Source organism: Flavihumibacter sp. UBA7668 (genome assembly GCF_002483205.1).
In the GTDB taxonomy this organism is placed as follows: domain Bacteria; phylum Bacteroidota; class Bacteroidia; order Chitinophagales; family Chitinophagaceae; genus Flavihumibacter.
On the sequence record NZ_DLHM01000004.1, the window covers coordinates 884,327 to 910,809 of the forward strand.

At 43.2% G+C, this 26,483-nt stretch carries 21 protein-coding genes; 10 read left to right on the top strand and 11 right to left on the bottom strand.

Annotation, left to right across the window (positions count from 1 at the left end):
- Position 1: 1 nt before the first annotated feature.
- Complete coding sequence (gene rluF / locus B2746_RS11790; RefSeq protein WP_290793919.1) at positions 2-994, top strand: 23S rRNA pseudouridine(2604) synthase RluF; 993 nt, start codon at positions 2-4, stop codon at positions 992-994.
- Positions 995-1,011: 17 nt separating this feature from the next.
- Here rluF and B2746_RS11795 read toward each other — a convergent pair whose 3' ends face one another.
- Positions 1,012-3,150 carry a DUF2207 domain-containing protein gene (locus B2746_RS11795; protein WP_290793922.1) on the bottom strand — a complete coding sequence of 713 codons (2,139 nt, stop codon included), beginning with the start codon at positions 3,148-3,150 and terminating at the stop codon, positions 1,012-1,014.
- 11 nt (positions 3,151-3,161) lie between these two features.
- Positions 3,162-3,719, bottom strand: coding sequence for a LemA family protein (locus tag B2746_RS11800; protein ID WP_290793924.1), 558 nt, complete (start codon positions 3,717-3,719; stop codon positions 3,162-3,164).
- 102 nt (positions 3,720-3,821) lie between these two features.
- Here B2746_RS11800 and B2746_RS11805 point away from each other — a divergent pair, with 102 nt between their 5' ends.
- Positions 3,822-6,140: a PAS domain S-box protein gene (locus B2746_RS11805; RefSeq protein WP_290793927.1), complete on the top strand. Its 2,319-nt coding sequence runs from the start codon at positions 3,822-3,824 to the stop codon at positions 6,138-6,140.
- On the opposite strand, the gene B2746_RS11810 is transcribed toward B2746_RS11805, so the two are convergent.
- The 5 genes from B2746_RS11810 to B2746_RS11830 all read right to left on the bottom strand — a co-directional run bounded on the left by B2746_RS11810 (position 6,109) and on the right by B2746_RS11830 (position 13,969).
- On the bottom strand, positions 6,109-8,607 hold the full coding sequence (locus tag B2746_RS11810) for a cation-translocating P-type ATPase (RefSeq protein ID WP_290793930.1): 2,499 nt from the start codon (positions 8,605-8,607) through the stop codon (positions 6,109-6,111). The two genes, B2746_RS11805 and B2746_RS11810, sit on opposite strands and share 32 nt — an antisense overlap.
- Before the next feature lie 21 nt (positions 8,608-8,628).
- Entirely contained in the window at positions 8,629-10,245 is a 1,617-nt protein-coding gene (locus tag B2746_RS11815) for an amidase (RefSeq protein ID WP_290793931.1), read from the bottom strand.
- A gap of 295 nt (positions 10,246-10,540) precedes the next feature.
- Entirely contained in the window at positions 10,541-11,875 is a 1,335-nt protein-coding gene (locus B2746_RS11820; protein ID WP_290793934.1) for a Gfo/Idh/MocA family protein, read from the bottom strand.
- A 64-nt stretch (positions 11,876-11,939) separates the two neighbouring features.
- Complete coding sequence (locus tag B2746_RS11825) at positions 11,940-12,902, bottom strand: formylglycine-generating enzyme family protein (protein WP_290793937.1); 963 nt, start codon at positions 12,900-12,902, stop codon at positions 11,940-11,942.
- A 35-nt stretch (positions 12,903-12,937) separates the two neighbouring features.
- The gene (locus B2746_RS11830; RefSeq protein ID WP_290793940.1) at positions 12,938-13,969 is read right to left on the bottom strand and encodes an FAD:protein FMN transferase; all 1,032 of its coding nucleotides are present in this window, start codon (positions 13,967-13,969) and stop codon (positions 12,938-12,940) included.
- A gap of 53 nt (positions 13,970-14,022) precedes the next feature.
- Between B2746_RS11830 and B2746_RS11835 the strand changes: the two genes are divergently transcribed.
- From B2746_RS11835 to B2746_RS11845, 3 genes are all read left to right on the top strand, one after another.
- Positions 14,023-14,964 carry a hydroxypyruvate isomerase family protein gene (locus B2746_RS11835; RefSeq protein WP_290793943.1) on the top strand — a complete coding sequence of 314 codons (942 nt, stop codon included), beginning with the start codon at positions 14,023-14,025 and terminating at the stop codon, positions 14,962-14,964.
- Between the two features lie 113 nt (positions 14,965-15,077).
- A complete protein-coding gene (locus tag B2746_RS11840) occupies positions 15,078-17,612 on the top strand; it encodes an alpha/beta hydrolase-fold protein (protein WP_290793946.1) in 2,535 nt (844 codons plus the stop codon).
- A 149-nt stretch (positions 17,613-17,761) separates the two neighbouring features.
- Positions 17,762-18,151, top strand: a complete 390-nt coding sequence (locus B2746_RS11845) for a DUF1398 domain-containing protein (protein WP_290793949.1) — start codon at positions 17,762-17,764, stop codon at positions 18,149-18,151.
- Here the strand turns inward: B2746_RS11845 and B2746_RS11850 are convergent.
- Positions 18,148-18,720: a hypothetical protein gene (locus tag B2746_RS11850; RefSeq protein WP_290793952.1), complete on the bottom strand. Its 573-nt coding sequence runs from the start codon at positions 18,718-18,720 to the stop codon at positions 18,148-18,150. The two genes, B2746_RS11845 and B2746_RS11850, sit on opposite strands and share 4 nt — an antisense overlap.
- 116 nt (positions 18,721-18,836) lie before the next feature.
- Between B2746_RS11850 and B2746_RS11855 the strand changes: the two genes are divergently transcribed.
- Entirely contained in the window at positions 18,837-20,447 is a 1,611-nt protein-coding gene (locus B2746_RS11855; protein WP_290793955.1) for a serine hydrolase domain-containing protein, read from the top strand.
- Here the strand turns inward: B2746_RS11855 and B2746_RS11860 are convergent.
- The 3 genes from B2746_RS11860 to B2746_RS11870 are packed head-to-tail and all read right to left on the bottom strand — an operon-like array spanning position 20,444 to position 22,053.
- Positions 20,444-20,614 (bottom strand): hypothetical protein, encoded by a 171-nt coding sequence (locus B2746_RS11860; RefSeq protein WP_290793956.1) that lies wholly within the window; start codon positions 20,612-20,614, stop codon positions 20,444-20,446. The genes B2746_RS11855 and B2746_RS11860 overlap by 4 nt on opposite strands.
- 39 nt (positions 20,615-20,653) lie before the next feature.
- Positions 20,654-21,433 carry a metallophosphoesterase family protein gene (locus B2746_RS11865; RefSeq protein WP_290793959.1) on the bottom strand — a complete coding sequence of 260 codons (780 nt, stop codon included), beginning with the start codon at positions 21,431-21,433 and terminating at the stop codon, positions 20,654-20,656.
- A 14-nt stretch (positions 21,434-21,447) separates the two neighbouring features.
- Positions 21,448-22,053 carry a helix-turn-helix domain-containing protein gene (locus tag B2746_RS11870; protein WP_290793962.1) on the bottom strand — a complete coding sequence of 202 codons (606 nt, stop codon included), beginning with the start codon at positions 22,051-22,053 and terminating at the stop codon, positions 21,448-21,450.
- A 142-nt stretch (positions 22,054-22,195) separates the two neighbouring features.
- On the opposite strand from B2746_RS11870, the gene B2746_RS11875 reads away from it, so the two are divergent.
- From B2746_RS11875 to B2746_RS11890, 4 genes are all read left to right on the top strand, one after another.
- A complete protein-coding gene (locus B2746_RS11875; protein ID WP_290793965.1) occupies positions 22,196-23,302 on the top strand; it encodes a zinc-binding dehydrogenase in 1,107 nt (368 codons plus the stop codon).
- Between the two features lie 5 nt (positions 23,303-23,307).
- Positions 23,308-24,543 carry an MFS transporter gene (locus tag B2746_RS11880; protein ID WP_290793968.1) on the top strand — a complete coding sequence of 412 codons (1,236 nt, stop codon included), beginning with the start codon at positions 23,308-23,310 and terminating at the stop codon, positions 24,541-24,543.
- Positions 24,544-24,555: 12 nt separating this feature from the next.
- Positions 24,556-25,467, top strand: a complete 912-nt coding sequence (locus tag B2746_RS11885; protein WP_290793971.1) for an alkaline phosphatase family protein — start codon at positions 24,556-24,558, stop codon at positions 25,465-25,467.
- 98 nt (positions 25,468-25,565) lie between these two features.
- Positions 25,566-26,483 carry an aldo/keto reductase gene (locus B2746_RS11890; protein ID WP_290793974.1) on the top strand — a complete coding sequence of 306 codons (918 nt, stop codon included), beginning with the start codon at positions 25,566-25,568 and terminating at the stop codon, positions 26,481-26,483.

The following is a 26,483-nucleotide window of genomic DNA, read 5'->3' on the forward strand; positions in this document are numbered from 1 at the left end:
ATTGGAAGAATCCATTAGTATAAACAAGTTTATCAGTGATACCGGCTATTGTTCTCGCAGGGAAGCCGATGAGTTAATTAAAACGGGAAGGGTATTATTGAATGGGCGACCCGCCAAACTGGGCAATCGCTTCAAGCCCGGCGATGAAGTGGAAGTGGATGGCAGCCTGATTACCCGCAAGCACAAAGAGAAACCGGTTTATCTCCTGTTGAATAAACCAATGGGAATCACTACTACAACTGAAGAACATGTGCAGGGAAATATTATTTCTTTTCTAAATTACCCAAAACGGATTTTTCCCATTGGCCGTTTGGATAAGGATTCAGAAGGATTGATTCTGCTGACCAATGATGGCGATATCGTAAATAAGGTGTTGCGCGCGGGAAATTCCCACGAAAAAGAATACCAGGTTCGGGTGCATAAACCCATAGCGCAGGGTTTTGTAGAAAAAATGGAAGCGGGCATTCCAATGCTGGGTACGGTTACACTTCCCTGTAAGGTTCGGGTTACGGGTAAGCAGAGTTTTACCATCATCCTAACGCAGGGGCTTAACCGACAGATCCGCCGTATGTGTGAAGAGCTGGGTTATGAAGTTACCGCCTTGAAAAGAGTGCGTATCATGCACCTGCAACTCAGTACCCTGGCAACCGGAAAATGGCGTTACCTGAGTGAAGTGGAAATTGAAAAACTGAAAGAAGCAATTGAAGAATCGTCGGCTGCTCCAGTAAAAAATAAACGAAAGGTACAGCCTCCGAAAATAGCGTTCAGAATAAAGGAAGAAGACAAACCGAAAGTTGAGTCTAAGCCTGATATCAAGTATAAATCCGGAATTAAGGCAAAAATTAAAGGTATGCCCGCGGCAAAAAAGAAAACCGGAGGAGCTTACAAGGGTCCAAAGAAAGACAGTTCGCAGGAAGAAGCCAAAGCAGCTTCAAGAGAGCCTGCAAAAAAAGGCTCTTACAGAGCCTTCAAGGAAAAAGGGAGACAGCGTTAAATCGCAGTTCGATCCCATTACCAGCCGCCGCCGCCGCCGCCGCCACCGCCACCACCACTTGAACCACCTCCACGGCTACCGCCGCTGCTACTGCTGGGCGGTGTGGAGGAGGAAGAAATGGTACTGGATAAACCCGATGAAACACCCCGGGTAAGATCAGCAAACTGGAGATTTCGAGCAAAGCCCCTACCTGCATGAAAATAAGCTGGCTGATACCCGCTTTCCAATGCTTTATTGAGAATCTCATCAAATTGATTGGCCCAGGAGTTTTCTACTTTTAACGCAATGGCATAGGGCAGGTATCGTTCAAAGAGTTCCAATGTTTTTTCGGGCGGAGTAAGGGTTTCAAAGACCCTTTTTTCGGTTTGATCGAGGTATAAGCGAAAGCCTTCAATATGATCGGCAATTTCCCGTCCTTTCTCCGAATAAGCAGGCATTATTCTGTAAAAAACAATTTGCATCACTAAAAGAGTCAATAGGCAAATTGCAGCAAAAATTCCAAGAGGAACGGTGAAGTTCATGATGAGAAAGATGATACTTGCTGCAAAAGCAGCGACCAGTAAGAAACTTCCTAAAAACAAATAACCGCGATTCAGTGAAAAGTATCCGCTGTTGGAATAGCCCTTGGTTTGCTGGATCTGAAACTGGTTTTTTAGCCTTGTTTCAAGAGAGGTGTAAAGGGATTTTAAGGTGCTGTTATAGGTTCCCGGTTTTAATTTGAGGCCATATAATGCAGCTACATCAAAGCCAAAATGATTCACCAGGGAGGCATTGGACGTTTTAGCTACGGAAGTAGGTTTGTTGAACTGGTATTCTGTTCCGGAAAACCAGCTGCTTCCTTTATTCACTTCAATTTCCAGTTTTTTATGTACCGCGGCATCCACCAGGCTGGCTACGAACAGATGACTACCATATTGTTGTTGATAAAGGTATCCGAGATCAGCGGGCCGATAGTTGGCGGGTGGTTCAAATTGTGGATAGATGACTCCTTTTTTTGGATCACGGCCTTTTTTGTTCCAGCTTCTCCAGTTATAAAAAAAGACAATAATAATAATCAGCAGTAAAACGGGTACCAGCCAGTTGGCACGAAGAAAATTAAGGAAATTGGCTGTACTGCCCGGAGCAATCAAAATACCTTTTTGAATATCGGCTGCAATTGTCAGGCCTTCATAACTATTGAGTCCATGGATGGTTTGAAACTCAATACTGTTTCCGCCGGTTGCTGTTGCCGTACAGAATTGATCTGTAGAGCCAAATAACCCGGTATAACATTTAGCAGCAGCAATTTTTGCCTTTTCAGGAAAATGAAGGGAGGCACTTACCGTATCGAAGCGGAATACCCATCCATTGCCATTTACATTCCAATACAATTCATCGCGATCGGAATGGAAGATCAATTGGCGGTTGGTGGTGTAAACAAGCTGGTATATAAAAATCCCTTTTGGCAGTAGTATATCTGCATCGCCGATCTGAATTCTTGTTCCATTATCAAGGGACTGCGTACTGTAGGGCTCTTCCTTTCCATCCTTTGTTACGGATTTTAGGTTGAAACCGGTATGCACCCAGTAACCGTCTTTATGCTGGTACTTGGTAGGGAAATCGCGAACAATTCCTCTTTTAATATCATCATTTTCGGAAAGTGTACCGCCTTCTCCGTTATAGATTTTAATGGTTTCCGTTACCTGAATTTCTCCTGAAGCAAGTATGTTCAGCTCTGAATGGAAACGGATCACGCGGTCAGATTCATCGCCTTCCAATAAAGGATAAACGGATGCCGGAGTGGCAATAATTCGGGTCAGTGCTTCCTGAACGGGTTGCAGGTATTGCTGTTGAATCGCAGTAAATGCAGGAGATCCGGGTTCCGGATTCTTAGATTCCGTTTTTTTATCCAGTACCCGATAGGAAAACAGCACAAATGATTTTATCAATTCGGCTATACGTGGCCGGTAAGCAGCATATCGCTCTGAGAAAATTGCCGGACCAATTTGATTCTTTTGAGCTGCAGATCGGAGGGCAGATGCTGTAACGGAGTCCAGCTTTGCCGGAGATAGAAAACGGGCAGCATTTTCGGTAATTAAAAAAGGTTCCTGCGACCAGGAGCATATGCTTATAATACAACAAAAAATAAGCAGGCAAACTGATTTAAAATAGTGCATAGGCAATAAGGTTAGGATCCAAATCGAACAGAAGGAACTTCCCTGCTCTCGGATGATTCTTCAAAAAATGGTTCAGTTTTAAAGTTGAAAATTCCGGCAACCAGGTTACTAGGAAATACTTCAACGGAAGAATTAAAGGTTCTGACCGTGGCATTATAGTACCTGCGGCTTTGATTGAGGCTGGTTTCTATTTCTTTCAGATCCTGTTGCAATTGAAGAAAATTTTGGTTTGCTTTCAGGTCGGGATAGTCCTCTGCCAATGCAAAAAAATTAGCAAGTGCTGAATTGAGCTGATTGCTGGCTTTTATCTGTTCACCAGGCGTATTGCTTGTCTGGAGTTGATTGCGCCATTTAATTACATCGGTCAGGGTGCTGCTTTCATGGAGCGCATATCCCTTAACCGTTTCAACCAGGTTAGGGATCAGGTCGTTTCTTTGCTGCAGGAAGGTGCCGATTCCACTCCATCCTTCCCGTACAAGTAAACGTTGTTTAACCAGTCGGTTATACAAAAAAATCAATACAACAGCCAGTAAAATAAACAGGATCAGAAGCAGGTATGCGATTGACATGGATTAATTTTATATATAATACTACGGTTTTTCAGGAAATTTTCTAAAAAAGATTAAACATATCAGGGAACTGGTATTATTGCAAAAACACGGTTGTTAAACATGCGGAAAACTTTTCAGGAAATAGCTAAACAGGCCCCGGTTGGATTGTGCATACTTATGGGAAGCGATTTCATTGTGGAAATGGCCAATGATGCGTACCTGGAATTAATCGATAAACCATCAGATGCAATAATTGGGAAACCACTTTTTGAAATACTGCCTGAAGTTAAGGAGCAGGTTGAACCTATTTTGTTAAACGTCCTGAAAACCGGAAATCCCTTTACCGCAACTGATTTTGAGGTAAAGCTGGAAAGGGCCGGTAAGTCGCAAACGGGCTTTTTTAATCTGATTTATCAGCCCCTTAGAAATGAGGAGAGTGAAATTGTCGGAATAATTGTAATTGCGTCTGAAGTCACAGAACTGGTTCTATCAAGGCAGCAACTTGAGCAAAGAGAAAAGAATTTTCGAAAAATGGTGATGGAGTCACCTATTGCCATGGCTATAATTCGGGGTCCTGAAATGATCATTGAAATGGCCAATACCTCCATGCTTACCCGTTTCTGGAGACGCACTACGCAGGAGGTAGAGGGTAAAAAACTGGTAGCGGTATTTCCAGAATTAGCCGGACAGGCATTTCCGGATTTAATCAGGCAGGTTATGGAAAACGGAGAAGTCTATCGGGATAAAGAAGTAGAAGCATATGTTGATGCAAAGGACGGCCGACAAATATTTTATATTGACATAGAATATACTCCCTTAAGAGAAGATATCAATTCTGCAGTTTCCGGGGTGATGATTAGTGCTTATGATGTAACTGAAACGGTAAAGGCAAAGCGGTTGGCCAAAGAAGCTGAAGAACGGTTACAAATGGCCATCAATGCTACCGGCATGGGTAATTATGAGGTAGATCTGCTGACGAATGAAATGTATTATTCCAGAGGATTTCTTGAAATATTTGGTGTGGATCCCGATGCACCGGTAGGTCGCAATGACCTCGTATCCCGAATCCATCCGGATGATTTAACAATAAGAAAGCAAGCCCACGAACGATCTCTTAAAACCGGTGTATTGGAGTACGAATTCAGGGTTTATCGTAAGGAAAAGGAATTACATTGGCTGAAAGCCTGGGGAAAGGTACAATTTGATCAGGAAGGAAAGCCCATCCGGCTTACCGGAACTATACTTGATATTACTGAAGAGAAATCAACGATGCTTGCTCTGCGGACAAGTGAGCAGAAATTTCGTACACTGGCTGATACGCTGCCAGCCATGGTATGGATCAGTGATGCAGAAGGAAATCTTTATTACTTTAATAAATCAGTGCATGAATATTCAGGATATAACGCAGAAGAATTAGACAAAGTGGGCTGGCTTGAAATTGTTCATCCGGATGACAGGGAAGAAAATATAAAATACTGGATGGCCTCCATTCAAACAGGCGAACCGTTTTTATTTGAGCATCGGTTTCGCCGGCATGATGGTGTTTATCGGTGGCAATTAAGCAGGGCTGTACCGCAATATAACGAAGAGGGGCAAATAGAAATGTGGGTGGGCAGCAGCACGGATATCCACGAACATAAAGTATTTACTGATGAACTGGAATTACAGGTGGAAGAAAGGACACAGGAATTAAAAAACTCCAATGAAGCGCTGATCAATTCAAATACGGAACTGGCACAATTTGCTTATGTGGCCAGTCATGATTTGCAGGAACCACTCCGTAAAATACAAACCTTTGCATCGCTTGTTGCTGAACTGGAGAAAAGCCGTTTGTCAGAAAAAGGTGCGGAGATTCTGCAACGCCTACGTTCAACGGCGGAACGAATGCAACAACTGGTTCTGGATCTACTTTCGTATTCCCGTGTAAATAAAATGGATAACCATTTTGCCAGAACCGACCTGGGTTATATGGTCAATACCATTGTGCAGCAATTGGATGATGGCCTTGAACAGAGAAAAATACAGTTGGATCTGGATCCCCTGCCGATTATATGGGCCATCCCATTCCAGATGGAGCAATTATTTACTAACCTGCTTAGTAATGCTATCAAATTTTCTGATCTATCTAAAAATTCGGTGATACAGATCCGATATAAAAGATGGGAACCAGGAAGTGTCGTGGAGCCGGAATTGAATCCTGCCTGGGCCTACCACCAAATTGATGTGGAAGACAATGGAATTGGTTTCGACAACTCTTATCGGGAAAAAATATTTCAGGTTTTCCAACGACTTCATGGTAAGGAATCCTTCCCCGGAACAGGAATTGGTCTCGCGATTTGTAAAAAAATTGTCGATAATCATCAGGGATATATAAGTGCGCAGGGGGAAACCGGACAGGGAGCAAGCTTCAGGATTTATTTACCTGATTTTTCTTCCTAAGAAGTAAGTATGCTTTTACCGGTTCCATCCACAATACAGACAAGGATCCGGCAAGCAGGCTAACCAGGTAATAGTGGATATCAAGTTCACTGAATCCAAAAAAACTCCGAAAGGAGGGAATCAATAGAAGTAAGAGGGTTATTGCCAGGGTTATCAATATAATAATCGGAACAAGTTTATTTGGATACCGGATGGTGGTAAAAATAGTATAGTGAAAGGACCGGTTAACAAGGGTTAGAAAAATATTGGCTGTAATAAGGGTGAGAAATACCATGGTGCGTACTCCATCTTCATCTGATCCGGAACCAACAGCATACTGATACATTCCCAAACATGCAGCAGTAATAACCAGTCCTTGAAAAATGCTTACACTTAGTTCCCGCCAGCTAAAAAATGTAGCCTGAAAAGGACGGGGAGGAGCCTGCATGGTACCTGCTTCCATTGGTTCGTTTTCATAAATGATCGAACAGGTTGGTCCCATTATCAATTCCAGAAAGATAACATGGACCGGCGTAAAAATAGAAGGATAAATCCATCCTAAAGCCAGTGGTAAAAATACTGTCAGTATAATAGGAATATGTATTGATATTATATAACGGATGGCTTTTTTCAGGTTGGAATAAATCTTTCGACCCATGCCAACAGCGTCTACCATCTTACCCAAATCATCGTCTGTTAATACCAATGAAGCGGCTTTCTTAGCAAGTTCCGAACCTTTATCACCCATGGCAATTCCGATATGGGCAGCTTTCAAAGCGGGTCCATCATTCACTCCATCACCCGTCATGGCAACCACTTCATTCCTGCTTTTCAGGTTTTCAATAATAGTCAGTTTTGCTTCAGGAAACATTCTCGCAAAAACCTGGTGTTTGTCTATCTGTTTAGTTAATTCAGGTGGTGTCAGGTTCATCAGTTCCGCACCTTCTATAACGGTATCGCTTCCTCGAAATCCGATTTCACGGGCAATAGCCTGAGTGGTAAGGGCATTATCACCGGTTAATATTTTAACCTTTATTCCCGCTTCGTAAAATGCATTTATTACATTGGAAATTTCCGGTTTGGGAGGATCATAAAATGCTACCAATCCAAGTAAACGGAAGGTGAATTGCTGTTGCTGTTCAGGGTAGTTGGTTGCATTTTCCGGAAAATCAGCTTCTGCAACGGCAAGTACCCGATAGCCTTTTGAGGCGAACTCCTGCACAAGGTTCTCAGCCATATTCAGAGGCATCTTGTCCATATTTGATACTGCAAAAATGGCTTCCGGAGCTCCTTTGGCAGCTATGACGCGCCGGCCATCCGTGGCTCTGAAAATATGTGTCATCATAGGAGGTTTTCCTCCCAGAGGATATTCTTTTTCCATTTGAAAAACTGGCCGCTCATCTTTTTGTACTGAAGCTGCATAGGCTTCGTGAAGGGCTTTTTCCATTGGATCAAAAGGGATGGGCTCGCTGGCAAACATAGCCACCCTTATAAGTTCAGCGTCTTTTGATTTATCAGGCCCACTATAGACTGCTGCCAGACTCATTTTATTTTCTGTCAGCGTTCCTGTTTTATCCGTGCAGATAACAGAAGCTGATCCAAGTGCCTCTACTGTTGTGGTTTGTTTTACAATGATACCCATTTGCAGGAGCCGCCAGGCACCCAATGCCATAAAGGTGGTAAATGCAACCGGTATTTCTTCCGGCAATATGCTCATGGCCAGCGTGAGTGCTTTCAATAAACTATCCAATAACAGGCGCGTTTTCAGGTAATGAATCAGCCAAACCACCAGGAATACCAGTATGCCAGCTAATGCCATTTTCTTTACAAAGGAGGCGATCTGTTTCTGAAGAGGCGTTTGCTCCTCTTTCATGCTTGCCATCTGCTTTCCGATCTGCCCCAACTTCGTCTGTTGACCAATTGCGGTTACTTCTGCGATGGCGAGTCCACCCGTTACGAAAGTTCCCTGGAACAATAGGTTGAGAGGGCTATTCACTTCTTTGGAAACGGTAAAGGATTCACCAGTTAGTATAGATTCATTTACACTACAGTCATTTGCCTGGATAATTTTTCCATCTGCCGGAATCAACCCACCTTCTTCCACAATAAACAAATCTCCTGGTACGAGTTCTCGTGAAGGAATATTGATTTCTGTTCCGGCCCTAATCACCCGGGCAACCGGTTCCGTCAGTTTTTTCAATGCATCCAATGCATGCCTGCTTCTCGCATCCTGATAGATTGAAATAGTACTTACCAGTATTATTGCAAAACCCATGAATACACCTTCATTAGTTTGTCCACTTATGAAATACAATATAGCAGCAGCCAGTAAAAGCAAAAACATAGGTTCCTTTACCAGGTTTTTCAATGCTCTCCAAAAAGGTGCTTCTTTTTTATGATACGATTCATTCCAGCCATGGGTTGCCCTTGCAATTGCCACTTCTTCCATACTTAGTCCGGTAAATGAAGACGATGATGGATTTGGCATATTGTAGGGGCTTTGTAAATATTACTGAATACTGGCAACAAAAGCCGGTTTTTTACGGGCTGGATTTGCCTGTTCAAAAGAATAGGCCAACCCTATTAAAACCGGTTCTGAAAAAGCGGTACCGAAAAAAGAAAAACCAACTGGTAATGCATACACTTCTCCGGCAGGAACTGTAATATGCGGATAACCAGCTATTGCTGCGGGCGATGTTAAGGATACATCACCCCAGCGATCTCCATACCAGCGATCTATTGCACAGGATGGCCCCATGGTTAATCCGGCAATTGCATCCAGCTGATTTGTATTCATCACTTCATCCAGGATCTTGCGGGAACCTGTAAACGAAGATTCGAGCGCTGCTTTGTATTCAGAGCTGTCCAGGCCGCCTAGTGCCTCACATGCCTCGAGTGTATCCTGCTTAAAAAAAGGCATGGCTTTGTCTTCATTTGCTTTATTAAAGGCGATTACTTCCGCAAGCGTTTTTACTTTTGCATTAGCCTGCGAAAGGTATTTATTTACACCATCTTTAAATTCGTATTTCAGGACATTATATTCGTGCTTTCCGAGTTCGTTTATTTTATCAAGGTATTCAATTTCAATAACCGTGGCGCCTTGGGCAACCAGGAGTTCTTTGCATTTGTTCTGCAATGCATGCAGGTAATGATTATCACCTTGTGGTTTTTTCTCTATTCCAATCCGCTTCCCTGCCAGTGCTTTTTTATCGAGGTATTTGGTATAATCAGGATCTGCTTTGCCAGTAGCAGCCATTGATGCAGGATCGTTTTTATCCGTTGCAGTTAATGCTGATAAAGTGATCGCCACATCCGTTACTGATCTGCACATTGGGCCAGCGGTATCCTGGGTATGTGATATCGGAATAATTCCTGATCTGCTCCATAAACCAACAGTAGGTTTTAAGCCTGCCAGGGCTGCTACGGAGGAGGGGCAGGTAATGGATCCATCAGTTTCTGTTCCAATGGCAATTGCACATAAATTGGCGGATGCCGCTACACCTGATCCAGCACTGGATCCACATGGATTATGGGTTAATAAATAGGCACTTTTTGTTTGACCGCCTCTACTGCTCCAACCCGAGCAGGATCTGCCGGATCTGAAATTGGCCCATTCCGATAAATTTGTTTTACCCAGCAATACTGCTCCTGCGTCGCGCAATTGTTTTACGATGAATGCATCTCTGGTAGCGATATTACCTTCTAATGCAAGTGCTCCAGCCGTGGTTTGCATTTTATCAGCGGTATCGATATTGTCTTTAATCAAAACCGGAATACCATGTAAGGGTCCACGCACTTTTCCGTCCTCCCTCTCTTTATCGAGTGATTTTGCAATGGAAATAGCATCCGGATTGATTTCAATGACCGAGTTTAATGCCGGCCCCTTTCTGTCAATTGCAATGATACGATCCAGGTATAATTGCGTGATGGCTGCAGAAGTATACCGGCCATTCTCCATGGCTTTTTGAAATTGTGGAATGGTCCATTCTTCCAATTCAAAGGAGTCTGTATTTTCTTCATTCGAACTGATTTCTTTTGCAGGACTTGTCTGGCAGGCTACCAGACTTCCTGCAGTGATTGAAAAACCAGCCAGGCTGGAATTTTTTAAGAAGTTGCGACGATTCATAGTAACTGAATGTACTGAATCTGGAACTTATTTAAGCTATTTTGTGTAGACTTTTGCGCAATTTGGGGAGTTGGTTCCTCTGGATACCCGAAAAACTTTTCAATCTTACCTACTAACCACCAGTGGTACGGATATTGAATACTACTTTATAGTTTTTCATAGGATATTGGATTTAAAAACGGGGTGTATGTCTATACTGCCCCCATCTTTTGAACAACTTTTTTTGAACTATACAAAAAGCCCCTGCAGCTTAAGATGCAGGGGCTTTGTATTTTAAAAAATAGAACGTGTACGCTTAAACGTATTTTGTTTTTCCCGGTATGGCAATCGGATAGAACCCGTCTGCATTGGGAACAATCGGAGGTGCCGCAGAAAAACTAAATTCTTTTGGCATAATATCCAACCCGCTATTGATAGCTTTATCCCATTCAATTACCTGTCCACTGTATGTGGCCATTCTTCCAAGAATAGCGGTCATGGTGCTTTTAGCTCCATTCTCTGCATCGGCAAATTTATATTGGCCTTTTGCAATGGCGGCAAACAATTCGTCGTGTTCGGTCTGATAAGGATTGTTTTCTGTTTTGTTATCGAATTTGTAGAGTTGTTTTCCTTTCTGATCAGTAATTGATCCTGCACCACAGGCAATTCTACCCTTGGTGCCAATCAGCAATTCATCTACTCTTGCCATGGTACCTACAATATGGCGGCACTGGCTGTTTAAGATAGAACCATCTGCATAGGTAAATTCAACATAATGGTGGTCAAATATTTCACCATGCTCCTTTCCGGTACGCACCTGTCGGCCACCCATACCCTGGGCTTTCACCGGATAGCCACCTTTGAACCAGTTGATTACATCAATATTGTGAATATGCTGTTCATTGATATGATCTCCACAAAGCCAGTTGAAATAATACCAGTTCCGCATTTGGTATTCCATTTCTGTTTGTCCGGGTTTACGTTCGCGTACCCAAACTCCATCATTGTTCCACCATGCCTGAGCTGATGTGATATCTCCAATCAGGTCTTTTCTTTTATATAATTCCCGATAGGAATTCTGGTAATGACGTTGCAGCCCGACCACTACATTCAGTTTTTTCTGTTTGGCTATAGCTGCGGCAGCCAGTACTTTCTGAACACCTGCAGGATCAACTGCAACCGGTTTTTCCATGAACACATGTTTGTTCTGTTTGATTGCTTCTTCAAAATGAATCGGACGGAAACCCGGAGGTGTTGCAAGAATCACCACATCAGCAAAAGGGATGGCTTTCAGATAGCCATCGAACCCGCTGAATTTGCGGTCTTCCGCCACATCGATTTTATCTTTTAATTCAGGATTTTCCGCAGCTTCACCCATAATGGCTTTCAGGGAATTATCCAGGTTATCGCGGAAGGCATCAGCCATTGCTACCAGCTTAACATTTTGCTTGCTGAGCAGTGCCTGAATTGCAGCGCCGGTACCACGTCCACCACATCCTACCAGTGCCACTTTAATAACGTCGGATGAGCCAGAGAAGAAATTAGCCTGGGAAAGCAGGGGAGCGGCCATCAGTCCGCCAGCCAGCAATCCTGAATTTTTTACAAAATCGCGGCGGCTTTTGCCCGCCTCATTGGAAGCATCGTTGATCATATCAGAAGTTTAGAGTGTTGAAAGTAGTTGGTTTAATTTGCTTTTTATGCTAAAATTTTATCTATTAGTTGCCTAATATTTCCTTGAAAAAGGCATCGGCCTCTTCTTTGGATGGTTGGTGCCGAGGACGAACCACGCGAATGCCCACAGAAGCGGCATCGGTCAGCCACCATTTGCTTTTCGGAATCTGCGGATCCCGCTTATTCCAGGAAGGATCCGATTTCTGGCGATTGGAGCAACGAAGTGTGGCCTCTTCATCTATATAACCGCCACCTTTTAAAACTTTTGGATATTTAACCGGGTTTACCGCTACCCTCGGATCTTTTGGTTCACCGGTAAGTTCAGCCAGCCGGTTTTCCTGGTAATGATCCAGTGTCCATTCACTCACATTCCCCAACATATCATAAAGCCCCCATGCATTGGGTTTTTTTTGTCCGCTTTTCTGGAACTTGTTTTTACTGTTTGCTTTATACCAGGCATAGTCTCCTAGTTGTTTGGGATCATCGCCATAATAATAGGCTGTAGTTGATCCGGCTTTACAGGCGTATTCCCATTCTGCTTCAGTTGGCAATCGATAAAATACACCGGTTTTATCATAGAGCCAGCGGCAAAACATGAGGGCAGTATGCTGCGACATGGAATTGACCGGAAAGCCACCTTCCTTGCCCATTCCCCAGGTAAGATCGATGTACTGGGCACTTGGCCTGGTAACGGCATCTACCTTGGAATTCTGTGTTGTATTGGCATCTTTGAAATAGACATCGAAAATATCCCTGCTTAATTCAAAACTTGACATCCAAAATGCGGATAGCTGAACTTTTTGCTGCGGACCTTCATCGGGTTTTCTGTTTTTTTCGGCCTCAGGACTACCCATGGTAAAACTACCGGCAGGAATCGGAACCATGGCCAGTTCAAGTGGGGAGCCGGGTATGGATTGTTTGTAAGCGGAAAAGTCTGACTTGGTTTCCTGAGCTAAAGACAGGGTACTTGTACCAAGCAGCAGGATGGTTAATTGGAATAGTTTCATGTTGTTCTAAAAAGGCTAAGCTATCAAATCTACGGTTAATGTGCTTCTTCTTCTGACGCAAACGTTTTCATAAAATTGGTAAATCCTTTTGAATGCCGAAAACTCAGCTCATCCATTTCAATTTCCGCAACAAGGAATTCTGCACCCAGTTTTTTTGCCAGTTTTTTTGCCTTTTTGTGCGATAACAAACTAACGGCTTTAGTCAGCCAATCCGCCACCACTGCATCTTTTGCAATCACAGTTACTGATTTTCTGGTGGTAATTCCATATCCTGTTTTAGGATTGATTATATGTGAATATCGCTTGCCTTCGTGTTCAAAATACTGATAAAGATCGCCGGATGTAGTAACCGAATGATCCTGCAGATATAAATGTTCGTGTAACCATTCTTCTTCGTGATGAGGGGTATTGATAGCTACCACCCAGCCTTTCTTACCAGGTGGATGTCCGCGGGCAATAATATCGCCACTTACATCCAAAAGGGCGGTTGTGATGCCCTGTGATTGAAGAAAACGCATTACCTGATCGCCTATATACCCTTGGGCAATTCCTCCTAAATCAAGCTGGATACCGGGTTTGAGTAATCGTCCGCTTTGGGTTTTGGGATCCAGCAGCAGGTATTTCATCCCGGTTTGATCAGTAGCTTTCTTTACGCTGTCAGCAGCAGGCCATTGATCTGTTTTTCTTGCCTGCCGCCAAAGTTTGGTCAAGCGACCAATGGAGATATCAAAACTTCCTTTGCTGATCTGCCAGGCTTGTTTGCTTTTGAGCAGGATGTCAAATAAAGGGGCGGAAAGCGGGGTATATTCCGCAGTAAAAGAAGCCGTGGCGCAGAATTTATTCAACTCACTGCTGTCCTCATAATCAGTGAAAATGGCAGCCAGACTGTCAACCAGCAGAAAACTTTCTCTTGCCAGTCGATTGGCCTTACTGCTATCTTCATGATAGAGAATAATGGTAAAGGGCGATGCCATCTTATTTTCTACGTACTCAAATCGTTTCGGTTGAGCATAGCTGTGATACCCAACGATTAACAGGAGCAGGGAAAAAATTAACTTTTGAATCAATTTGGTTTTTTTTGATCGGGATTCCGGTAAATTTAGTCATCAAATTGTTTTCCATGCAAAGAAGAAATTTTGTTCGACAGTCTTTATTGGCCGGATCGGCTCTCGCAGGTGGTGTTTTAACCGGTTCCGGAGCCCTCGCCGCCGGTGGTTCAAAAACCGATACCAGCACTCTTAATTCAACACCATTTAACCTGGATTATGCCTTTCATGATGGCATGTTTGCCAATCATGCCGGCAAGGATTTTATTGAGCAGATCAAATTCGGGCATAGTATGGGTTTCCGCTCCATTGAGGACAATGGAATGATGAGCCGGACCGTAGATCAACAGAAAAAAATTGGTGAAACACTGGCCAAACTGGGAATGCGGATGGGGGTTTTTGTTATAACATCGGACAGTTGGCATTGGAAAACCTCCCTGACAACCGGCAAAAAAGAGCATATCGACCGGATGAAAAAAGATTGTTTGGAAGCAATTGAGGTAGCCAAACGCTGCGGAGCCAAATGGATGACGGTGGTTCCGGGGAATTATGATCGTAGTCTTTCGCTTGATATGCAAACAGCCAATGTAATTGATGCATTGCGCATTGCATCTGATATTCTGGCTCCCCATGGATTATCGATGGTACTGGAAGCGCTGAGTGATAATCCCGATTTATTCCTTCGATATACCAATCAGACCTACATGATCTGCAGGGCTGTTAACAGTCCGGCCTGTAAGTTTTTGTTCGATATGTACCATATGCAGCGGAATGAAGGAGATATTATTAAAAATATTGATCGTACCTGGTCGGAGACACCCTATTTCCAGATTGGGGATAATCCGGGGAGGAATGAACCAGGTACCGGTGAAATGAATTACCGCAATATTTTCAAACATATCCATTCCAAAGGGTACAAAGGAATTTTAGGTATGGAGCATGGTAAAGTTGGCGCAGGAAAAGAAGGCGAGCTGGCATTGATTAAGGCCTATCGCGATGCGGATAATTTCATGTAATGCTGCAAAAACTGATTCAAAATTAACCAGCTTATCTTGTAAGGAGAGCCTTTTGAAGCAGAATTAACTAAATTGAAGGCGAAACATTCTTTCTCGTTTTAAAAATAAGGCTCGTGAAATTTTTTACCATTCTATTGGCTGTTTCTACTATTGTAGGAACACAGCACCTTTTTGCACAAACACAAGAAGATCCAGCTTCTTTCAATCACATCAAATCATCACATTTTTTCACGAATGGATTGATTGCTCCTTTTCCATCGCGGTATGGCAGAGAAGCGGTATATAGTGATGAACTGGCCTACCTCTATTTCAGTAAAGCCTTGGCGGCGCCTAAAGAAGGATTAACTGCTGGCACTAACGAAAACGGACAACCGATTATATGGGAATCAATGGATTTGGATAGTACAGGCAGATTAAGACCAAAACGGGGGCGCGCATTGGGAGGAGCACCTGCTGGCCCGGGTGTGCGAGCCGGTGCCACCAGGGGCGGTTTGTCCTGGGGAAGCCGGATTATTTATTTAAGTTATCAATCACCCAAAGCACAAACTGCAATATTGTCTGTGAAAGGAAATAGCAGTGTGCTGATCAATGGTGAAATGCATACGGGTGATCCTTATAATATGGGATTCCTGTATATACCTGTTCAACTGGGGAAAGGATTAAATGAATTTTATTTAAGAGGATCTTCCGCTATAGCAAGCCTTTTGTTTCCTTCTAAACCGGTTCAATTGCAGGGAGAAGATATGACTCTTCCGCATATTGTTCCGGGTGTTCAAACCGGCAAGCAGGAAGGGGCTGTTGTAGTAGTAAATACCGAAAACAAGCCATTGAAGGGACTGCGGATTCAGGCAATTGTAGGTGGAAACAGTCAGGAAACTGTATTGCCTGATATACCTGCCATGAGTAGCCGAAAAGTTGCTTTTGTACTGGATGGAACTACGCTGACAACAAAAGGCACCTATACCGGAACACTTAATTTGTTGCAGGGCAAATCCATCATTGATCAGCGATCTTTTCCTATGGAAGTGATGGGCCCGGGTGAAGCATATAGCAGCACATTTACCAGTGAAATGGATGGCAGTCTGCAATATTATTCTGTTCGTCCGCAAACACCGGGTAGCTATTGGGAGCCGGGGAAAAACGCCTTATTTCTTTCTGTACACGGAGCCGGAGTGGAAGCCATCAGCCAGGCAAGGGCCTACAAGTCGAAAGACTGGGGGACCCTGGTTGCAGCAACCAATCGCCGTCCGCGTGGATTTAATTGGGAGGACTGGGGACGGTTGGATGCGATGGAAGTGTTGAATATAGCGAAAGCACGTTTTCGGCCCGATCCGTCCAAAATTTATCTGACAGGGCACTCCATGGGCGGACATGGAACCTGGTTCCTTGGTGCCACTTATCCCGATAAATGGGCTGCTATTGCACCATGCGCCGGATACCCAACTATGAAAGGTTATGGATCAGCAGACGGATTAATTCCCGATTCCAGCGGTAATTTATTTGAACAAAGGTTGTTGCGTTCCAGCAATCAGAGTGATGTAATCAAACTGGCAACCAATTACAAACACCATGGAGTATATATTTTTCATGGCGATGATGACCGAACAGTTCCGGTACGATATGCGCGCCAGATGCGGGAAATTCTGGGCGGATTTCAGCCTGATTTTGTCCATTATGAATATCCGGGGGGCAGTCATTGGTTTGGTGATCACAGTGTGGATTGGAAGCCGCTTTTCGATTATTTTCAGTGGCATCAGCGCCTACCGGACAGCAGTGTGAGCAGCATTGATTTCACTACTGCACATCCGGGTATATCGGCCAGTTCCCGTTGGGCCAGCATCCTGCAGCAACAGGAGATTCTGGAATACAGCCGGATGCAATTGAATCGAAATCGTTCAAAAGGCCTGATTGAAGGAAACACAAAAAATATTCACCTGCTTGAACTTGATCTGTCCGATTTCTCTGTAGGCAGTACGGTTGAAATCAAACTGGACAGTATGGCTACTGTAAAACATATTGTAGCCACACCAAACGAAAAGCTGGTAATTCAGAAAGCTGCAGGAGGCTGGCAGAAAGGTACAGCTCCAACAGCTGATCAAAAAGGTCCGCACCGCTATGGAACTTTGAAAGAAGCGTTTAACCACCGGATGGTTTATGTTGTAGGAACGATAGGCAATAAAGAAGAAACAGCCTGGAACTGGAACAAAGCCCGCTATGATGCAGAAACCTGGTATTACCGTGGAAATGGTGCCGTTGATATTATTACTGATAAAGAATATTCATTAGAAAAATACAATGACCGTGGTGTGATCCTGATTGGAAATAAAACAACCAATGCAGCCTGGCCTTTATTGTTGGCAGATTGTCCGATTCAGGTGGAGCGGGATCTGATAACTGCAGGCAATCAGCGTTGGGAAGGTGAGGATCTGGCTACCTATTTCGTATGGCCCTTAAAAAATTCATCCAAAGCTTCTGTAGCGGTGTTAACCGGAACGGGAATGAAAGGGAATCAGGCAGCTTATGCCAACCAGTATTTTGCGGGTGCCAGTGGTTTCCCGGATTATATGATTTTTAGTTTCGACATGCTGAAAGAAGGTGCGAAGCATTTAAAGCTGACCGGATTTTTTGATCTGGACTGGAAGTTATAGGAAAGAAGGAATTTACCATTAACTGCCGCCCCGACTGATGGTCTTGGGCGGCAGTTGCTGTTTTCAGAAAAACGATTTTTTACAATTCCAGCCTGGGTGGATGATAGATCTTTGCTCTGCTTTCATTTATCAATCTAAAAAAATACTACATGTTTACCTTAGAACAAATCAAAACAGCCCATTCCAAAGTAAAATCCGGTGCCGACTTTCCATCCTATATCAAAGAGATCAAGGCAATGGGTGTTACTCATTATACAACGTATGTAACAGACGGACATATAGATCTTTTTGGCGCGGATAACTTAACTGCAAAGGTTCCGGCCAAATATGAGGCGATGGAGATTGCTGATATGCCCAGCCTGGAGCAATTTAAAGCTGAACTATTCGCACATCAGCAGGGTAAAACGGATTTTCTGACCTTCATAAAAATGTGTGCCAATTTCGGTATTGATAAATGGAAAATAGCAATGGATAAGATGACCTGCACCTATTTTTCCAAATCAGGAAAAGTGGTGTTGGTGGAAGAAATTCCGCACTAGTTTGCCAGATCGCAGATAAAAATATGCGTACTATCTTTACCTGAAAATATTGTTTGTACGTGGTTTTGATCTTTTCTGAATGTGAATTTTAAAAAAGAATCTCCAATGTTCTGAGGTTTCCACCAGGCAGGTTTTTCGGTAAATGAGTTGTTGAAATTTACTGAATCTGCATTGCTGTAAATGGAAGCCTCATATTTTTTAATTTTTAAAATTCGTTCCAATTCTTCAGGGCATAGCTTGATTTCCATCCAGATGCAACAATCAATAATTGGCAGTACCTGATCTTTTAAATTTATAGTGGTTACGCAATTTTCTATTGGGTTTTCAAATAAAATTGAATAAATGGTTTCAGGTGATTTGGGGCCGGTATTTTTAATAATTCTCCCAAGATCACGACTTAATTTCTGAATTCCGGAGAATGCAAATACAATTATTCCTGCTAAAAATAAGCATGAAAGAATAACTATAATTCTATTCTTTGAAAATAGAAGAGGTTTAACTGAAACAAGCAGAATGAAGAGAAAAATGACAGAAATAATTGCAATTAGTAGAAGCGAGCTAAAGGCCATGTGATTTTGTTATAGTATCAAAATATAAATTAACGCCGGTAAAAGCGCAAAAATGCCGAAAAAATGAAGCATTCAGGACCTGTTTATGTTCAATTCAGATGTTGTAGATTTATTCCATGAAATTGCTGCTTCTATTAGTTTTTTTGCCAATACAATTAATAGCTCAATCTAACTTTTCTGACACCATCCGGAAAATTAACGTCATCCTCCAGCCCTGGACCCATCCCAATCTTCCGGGGGTATCGGTAGCGATTAGCCGAAACGGTCAGTTATTGTATGCTACTGCCGTAGGTTCTGCCGATCTGGAACATGGTATTGCCAATGATACCTCCACCATTTTTGAAGCCGGTTCGGTTTCGAAACAGTTTACGGCTGCTGCTATTTTATTACTTGAACAGGATGGTAAACTGAATGTGATGGAGGATGTCCGTAAATATATTCCGGAACTACCCAATTATGAATCAGTCATTACCATTTACGACCTCATCCATCACCAAAGTGGGCTGCGTGATTGGGGCTCCGTTGCCGAAGTGGAAGGCTGGGGGCGGGGTTCGAGAGCACATACCAATGCACATGCTCTGCAGATTATCTGCCGGCAGAAAGCGCTGAATAATCCACCAGGAACCGAATACATCTACAGCAACAGCAATTATAACCTGATGGCCATTATTGTAGAGCGGGTTGCCAAAACCAGTTTTGCTGCTTTTTGCAAACAGCGGATCTTTATTCCGGCTGGCATGTCACATACCAGTTGGCGCAATGATTACCGGCAAATTGTAAAGAACCGGGCTATTGCGTATCAGCAGACGCCCATGTTGCTCAAAACTTCCATGCCATTTGAAGATGCACATGGAAACGGCGGGCTATTAACGACTCCTTCCGATCTGGTAAAATGGGCTGCGTTTATGCATGCGGGTAAATTAGGCGGACCTGCCTTGCTGAATCATCAATTGAAACTGGGACAGTTTAGAAATGGAACCAGTCATCCCTATGCAGCGGGATTGCGCATCACCCGATTTAATGGTGAGCACCTCGTGACACACAGTGGTGCTACTGCCGGGTATCGGGCGAATCTGGATTATTTTCCACAACAGCGATTGTCAATTGCGATTTTATCCAATACCAGTGGGTTTTCACCCGGACAAATAGCAGAAAAAATTGCAGCACTGTTTATTCCACCAACATCATCGCCCAAACCTTCTCCTTTACCAGTTTTCAAAGCAGTGCCACAAGAACAAAAAAAGTTGGAAGGCTGGTATCGGGATAGCCGTTCGGATGAAGCAATTTTCATACAAGCAACGGATAGTATGCTGATTCTGCCAGGTAAAAATCCAATACTTCAGGGCTCCGATCGTAGCCTTTATGCAAACGGGTATAAAATCCTGTTCCTGAAAAACGGATTGATTCGTTCAGTTACCGGTCCGCCTGTTGATACGGTGCAGTTTTTTAAGGAACCTCCTGCAGTTCTGAACCCTTCGCAATTGAAACAATACGAAGGGATGTATGAAAGTGAGGAAGCCAATACTATAATTAAATTAAAAGCAGGCGAAACCAACCTGCAATTCATTAAAGAACCCAATGCACCACTCATTCATAACCCCACGTATAAAGATGGATTTGAAAGCTCCGAATCAACGATCCGTTTCATTCGGAATAAGAATGGTTCAATAAAAGGATTCTACATTTCAGTCGGGAGAGCCAGACGAATCTGGTTTGAAAGAAGTTAACTCGTTTCCCGTTTAAATTTTCTTTTACTAATAGTTGGTGAGATGGCATCACCTAAATCAATGCCGTATTTTTTGGAGAATCCCAATTCTGCGGGAGAGGGGCCTTTCCAGCGACTCTTTTTTCCATCGATTCGAATCTGATAATTAGTGGGGTCTATTCCAAGCATCGTAAACAAGGCTGATTCATATGGACAGGTACTCGCAATTCAGGGGTACTGCAGGTGAATATCCGTATCATAGCTTTCATGTTTAAAATCTCCCCCCACCCAGAAATAGGAGGCTGAATTGATATGAACATAGGGCATGCCATCTTCATAATAAACACCATCAATATGGGTGTGGCCATTGATGGATAGCAGTACCCTTTCTTTATGCCGGCTGAGGATAGCCTGAATATCTTTCGAATTGTCTACTGCCATTGGTCCGGCTAATGGCTGATGTGAAACTATAATCGCCGGCTGACTGGATTTTTTCAGCTCCTCATCCAGCCAGTTGCTTTGCTCCTGATTTATAAAGGCAGGATATCCACCCTTATGCGTGGGCGATCCGGTATCGTTTCCATCCAATACAATAAAACGGATTCCTTTTATTTCAGCTGAATAGTAACGGGCAGGCATATCCCAAACCTGCAGGCATTGCTCTTTGGTATGTCCTGAATCTGTATCATGATTACCGATCACATGATAGGTATAGTCATGCGCATTGCGAAATGCTTCAATAACCCCTTTATTTTTTTCAGCCGGATAAGCGAAATCGCCCAATTGAAAAAGCGCATCAGGCGCCTGTTTTTTCATGCTGGCAAGAAAGGAATAGAGGCGTTGTGACCCATCATGCATGATGTCCTGATGAAGATCTGTAATTAACCCAATTCGTACAAATGACCGAAGTGATTCAGTAGCTGCTCTGGCTGCATCGGGAATCGAGAGTGCTATACCAGCCATCAGACTGGTAGAAAGGAAGTTCCGGCGGGAAAAGGTTGTTGACATAAACTTGCAAGGATTTACCGAAGATTTTCATTGAATAAATACAATACCAATAATTGCACCGGAGCACCGGATTCATTCAGCGGTACATGGGCTATATTACCGTCGAAGAAAATAGAATCACCGGTTTTCATATCAAATTGTTTGTCTTCAAGCTGGTATTTAAGTTGGCCATTTAATACATAAATAAATTCAAATGCGGCTGTTGTTACCTGTGGGCGGGCAGCGCCGGGATCCAATTGCAACAGCGAAATCTGAAAGGCACCACCTTCGGCGGAATGTTCCAGTATCGAAAAATAGTGAAATCCGGTTGCTCCCTCTTCCTTTTCGTAGGAAGTATAGGTTTCTTTTGGTAAAAACAGATAACCGGGAAATTTTTTATCAGCATTCAATTGCGCAAAAAATACTTCCGGCTGGATACCCAATTTCTGGATAATGGTAAATAAGGTAGGGATGGTTGGTAACATTCTTCCATTTTCAATCTTCGAAAGAAGTGCAGATTTAATTCCTGTCAGGGTCGATAAATCCAATAGTTTTAAATCCCGCTCCTTACGGTATTGACGAATCAGCCCGCCGATTTTATAATAAGACAGTTGATCTGTTTCCATTTTATCCTCTTCCATTCCACTAATCTAAGCAGAAAAATTTCCTGTGAGGAAAAATAATTTCATTGAATTAATATTTTGATAATGGTTTGCAGACTAAATTTATCCTCAGGAAATATAATTTCACTAAAGGAAAACTTAACCATCGATTGCAATTTGTATGAATCAACCTACTACAGGGCTTCTGGGACAACTGGCTATTTTTCATGGTACGGGACAGGAACTGGAATTAGCCAGACATGCTGTACCCCCCTTACAACCCGCTGAGCTGTTGATCCGAAATCTATATACAACTTTATGTGGCAGTGATTTGCACACTTATTGCGGACTACGGCAGGAAACCTGTCCAACTGTATTGGGACATGAAATAGTAGGGGTAATCCAGGCCATCGATCCTGCACATCCGGCACTTGATCTCAATGGAGACAATTTAACCGTGGGCGATATCATCACCTGGTCGATATTTTCGAGTAACCCAGATTCTCCGAATTCAATTGCAGGGATTCCACAAAAAGGAAACGAACTTTTTAAATATGGACATGCATTGGTGCAAGATGGAGATGCCTTTCATGGGGGACTTGCTGAATATTGTATACTAAAAGCGAATACGGGCATTCTACGGATTCCGGAAGGCATGCCACTGCCTGTTGCTGCAACCATAAACTGTTCGGTGGCCACCGTTGCAGGAGCCTTACGTATGGCGGGTAATATAAAAGGTAAATCAGTGCTTATTACAGGAATGGGGCATCTGGGAATAACCTGTGCTGCCATGTGTCGGAAAGCTGGTGCGGAATGGATTGGGGCAGTGGATATTTCTATTGAGCGGCTGGAAGATTCTCTTCATTTCGGAGTGGATAAATTATACAATAGCAGGGGTGATTATAGTCTGCTGGTACAGGAAATTAAAACGGATCTGCCCCGTAAAGCGGTGGATCTCGTTTTCGATATGAGCGGATCTCCGGAAGCAATGGAACTTGGGTTGGAGACGCTTGCTATTGGAGGAATGGCTGTTTGGGTTGGAGCTGTTTTTAAATCGAGATGTTTACCTGTAAATCCCGAAAAAATAATCCGTAACCTACTTACCATAAAGGGTTTGCACAACTATAATTACGATGATTTCCGAAATGCGCTGTCATTCTTGAAAGAAAACTGGTACCGTTATCCATTTGAAAAAGCTGTTGCAAAAGAATTCAGTCTTCAGGAGGTGGAACAGGCATTTCAATTTGCAGTGAAAAATAAACCACTGCGCGTGGGGATCCGATTATAATTGCCATGGAAAAGAAAATCAGGTACCAATTGCGCATGCTTGCCTTAACTATGTTATGTTACCTGTTCTTTTATACGGGTCGGCATAATTTCGGTTGGGCATCGAAGTTATTGGCAACCGATTTGGGAATTGCCTATGAAAAAATTGGCTGGATCAGTTTCAGCATGTTGATTGGTTATGCAGTTGGCCAATTTATCAATGGGAATCTGGCAGATCGCTGGAGTCCCCGGCATATGGTGGTAACAGGTGGCCTGCTATCTGTTGCTGTCAATTTGCTAATCAGTTTTTCTTCCAGTTATACCCTTATCCTAATCCTCTGGGCTCTAAACGGCTATTTTCAATCTATGGCTTGGGCACCCGGAGGAAGAATCCTTGTCAACTGGTGGCCCCGTCATAAACACGGATTCGTATTTGGATTGTACACCATGGCAGCTGCATCATCCTCAGTACTTACTTATTTTTTATCCATCCTGCTGGTGCACGGTAATGATTGGCGATCACTTTTTCGATGGCCGGTGACATTTCTTTTTGTTTCATTGATTGTGTATGCTTTTTTTTCGATTAACCATCCGCGTGATAAAGGGCTGGAAGAAAAAGAGGTAGATCTAAGCAAAGAGGATAGTCCGGTTTTAAGCTGGAAAGCCCGCTATAGGATCGTTTTACGCAACAGATCTTTTATGCTGGCCTGTTTATCTATCGGGTTTCAAAGTATGGCGCGATATGGACTACTATTCTGGTTACCCATTTATGTATTGGGCGATTCCTATAAAGCGCAACCCGAACTGGTTTGGATCAGTCTCTTATTACCAATCGGGATGGCCATCGGGGCCTTTAGTTTCGGGTTTATTTCAGACCGGTTCTTTTACGGCAACCGGGTCTGGACCATTAGTCTGGGTATGTTCAGTTGTGCACTGGTTTGTCTGTTGATTTTTAGTATGCCCATCACAGAGACTGGCTGGATAGCCGGCTTGTTTTTACTGGCTGGGTTTTTTGTATATGGCCCACAATCCAATTTCTGGCCCTTATGTCCTGATTTACTTGGCAATGAGAATGCAGGAACAGGCATTGGAGTGATGAATACTGCTGCCTATTTATTTGCTGCCCTGGGCGAGCCTATTATTGGACGTTTTCTTGATTATACAGCATCTTCCTCCATTCTCTTTCTGCTCATTGCTGCAATTTCATTTATTAGTTCCGTAACCATATTATTGGTTCGGCATAAACCAGCTTATACAACCTAAAATAATAATTATATGTTCAGGAAATCAATTCAGTTACCTGTTTATGTATTTCTCTTTTTGTTTGGCTTCAGTTCCGCTTTTTCACAAAAGAAAAACAAAAGGATTGTTGTAATTGGATTGGATGGCTATAGTGTTCCGGGGTATCAAAAAGCAAGGCACCCAAATCTTGATACCTTATTTTCCAGCGGGATTTTATCACTTACCACAAGACCCGTCATGCCATCGGTTACCATGCCCAACTGGACAAGTCACCTGACCGGAGCCGGACCAGAAGAACATGGTGTAACCTCCAATGAATGGAACCTGAACAAACATACACTGAAGGCAATTGAAACCGATGCGGATGGTTATTTTCCTTCCATTTTTAAAGTGGTGAAAGACCAGGTGCCTGGCGTTCAAACGGCTTTTTATTATAACTGGGCGAATCTGATCAAACCATTTAATCAGAAATACCTGGATGATGTATTTTTTGAACAAAATGACGGATACGACAGCAGTTACCAGAGAGCCATTGATTTTATTCAAACAAAGCAGAATAATCCGCAATTGATATTTCTATACAGTGTGCATACAGATCATGCGGGGCATAACCATAAGTGGATGTCGCCTGAATATATACAGGCGCTGGAAGAAGCAGATGCTGCCTTGGGGCGCTTTGTGTCCGGGTTAAAAAAGATCGGTTTGTTGGAGGATACTTATTTCCTGTTTATCACCGACCATGGTGGGCATCCGGCAAATGGACATGGTGGCCTGAGTATGGACGAAATGCTGGTGCCCTGGGCACTGACCGGACCAAAAATTAAGCATATTAGTTCTTCAATCTTTTACAATAGCAATAAAAATACAGCTGTAGTACTTGCAAAATTGTTTGGAATAAAAAAGCTCCCGGAATCCTGGACAGGAAAAATTCCCTGGAAAAAATAATCCGGGCAAAATAACACAAGTAATGGGCAACATCCTTGCAGGCCGATACATTAAAAAAATTAGCTTTATGGCAGAGAGTAATTGCAAGCTAAATGACTATGACCGAAAGAGATTCCTGCCAATTGGGTTCCTATGTATTGGGTACGGCCGGCCTTGGTGGGGTATGGGGTTCGACCGATCCCGAATCCTCTGTTCGAACTATTCTGAGTGCACTTGCAAGCGGAATTTCCTATATAGATACAGCACCCGCCTACGGTGATGGTGAAGCATTTACAGGTGAAGCCCTCCGGAGATGGAAAGGGAAGCCTCCTTTAGTCAGTACCAAAGTTGGTCGTCTAAAAAGTTATGCCTCGGATCAGGGAATATATGATTATACTCCCGGCAGTATGGTTGTAAGTGTTGAAAACAGCCTGGTTCAACTAGGGTGTTCTGTACTTGATGTGCTTTTCCTGCATGAACCGGCTGCTATTCCAATCCATCAGGTAGAAGCAGCTGTAAATGAAATGCAGGCATTTAAGAAGCGCGGCTATGCAAGAAAAATTGGACTGGGTGGAAACTATCCATCCTCCTTCTCAAAATACCTGAACGACGGGGTTTTTGATATTGTAATGGAATACAATCGCCTGAATGCCTGCTGTACGGATGCATTGACATCAACGCTTCCAGAATGCCTGAACACTAACACTGAGTATTGGGCCGCCAGTCCTCTGTATATGGGATTGCTGGGCCGGCGATTTCAGGAGTTTACAGAAACCTGTCCAAACTGGCTGAATCAGCAGGCAGTGGATGCTGCACTAAAACTGCAAAAGGTAGCGGACGAGAATCAGCTATCACTTACCTCACTCGGATTTCGCTTTTTACAGAATATTCCCTTTCCCATTAAAATCGTACTTGGACCTTCCAATCAACAGGAACTGGAAGAAACCCTGACCGCAATAATGCAGGGGCCACTACCATCCACCCTATACCAGAACTTGCTGAAAAGAATTAATGAAGCAAAAAATAACAAGATTTAA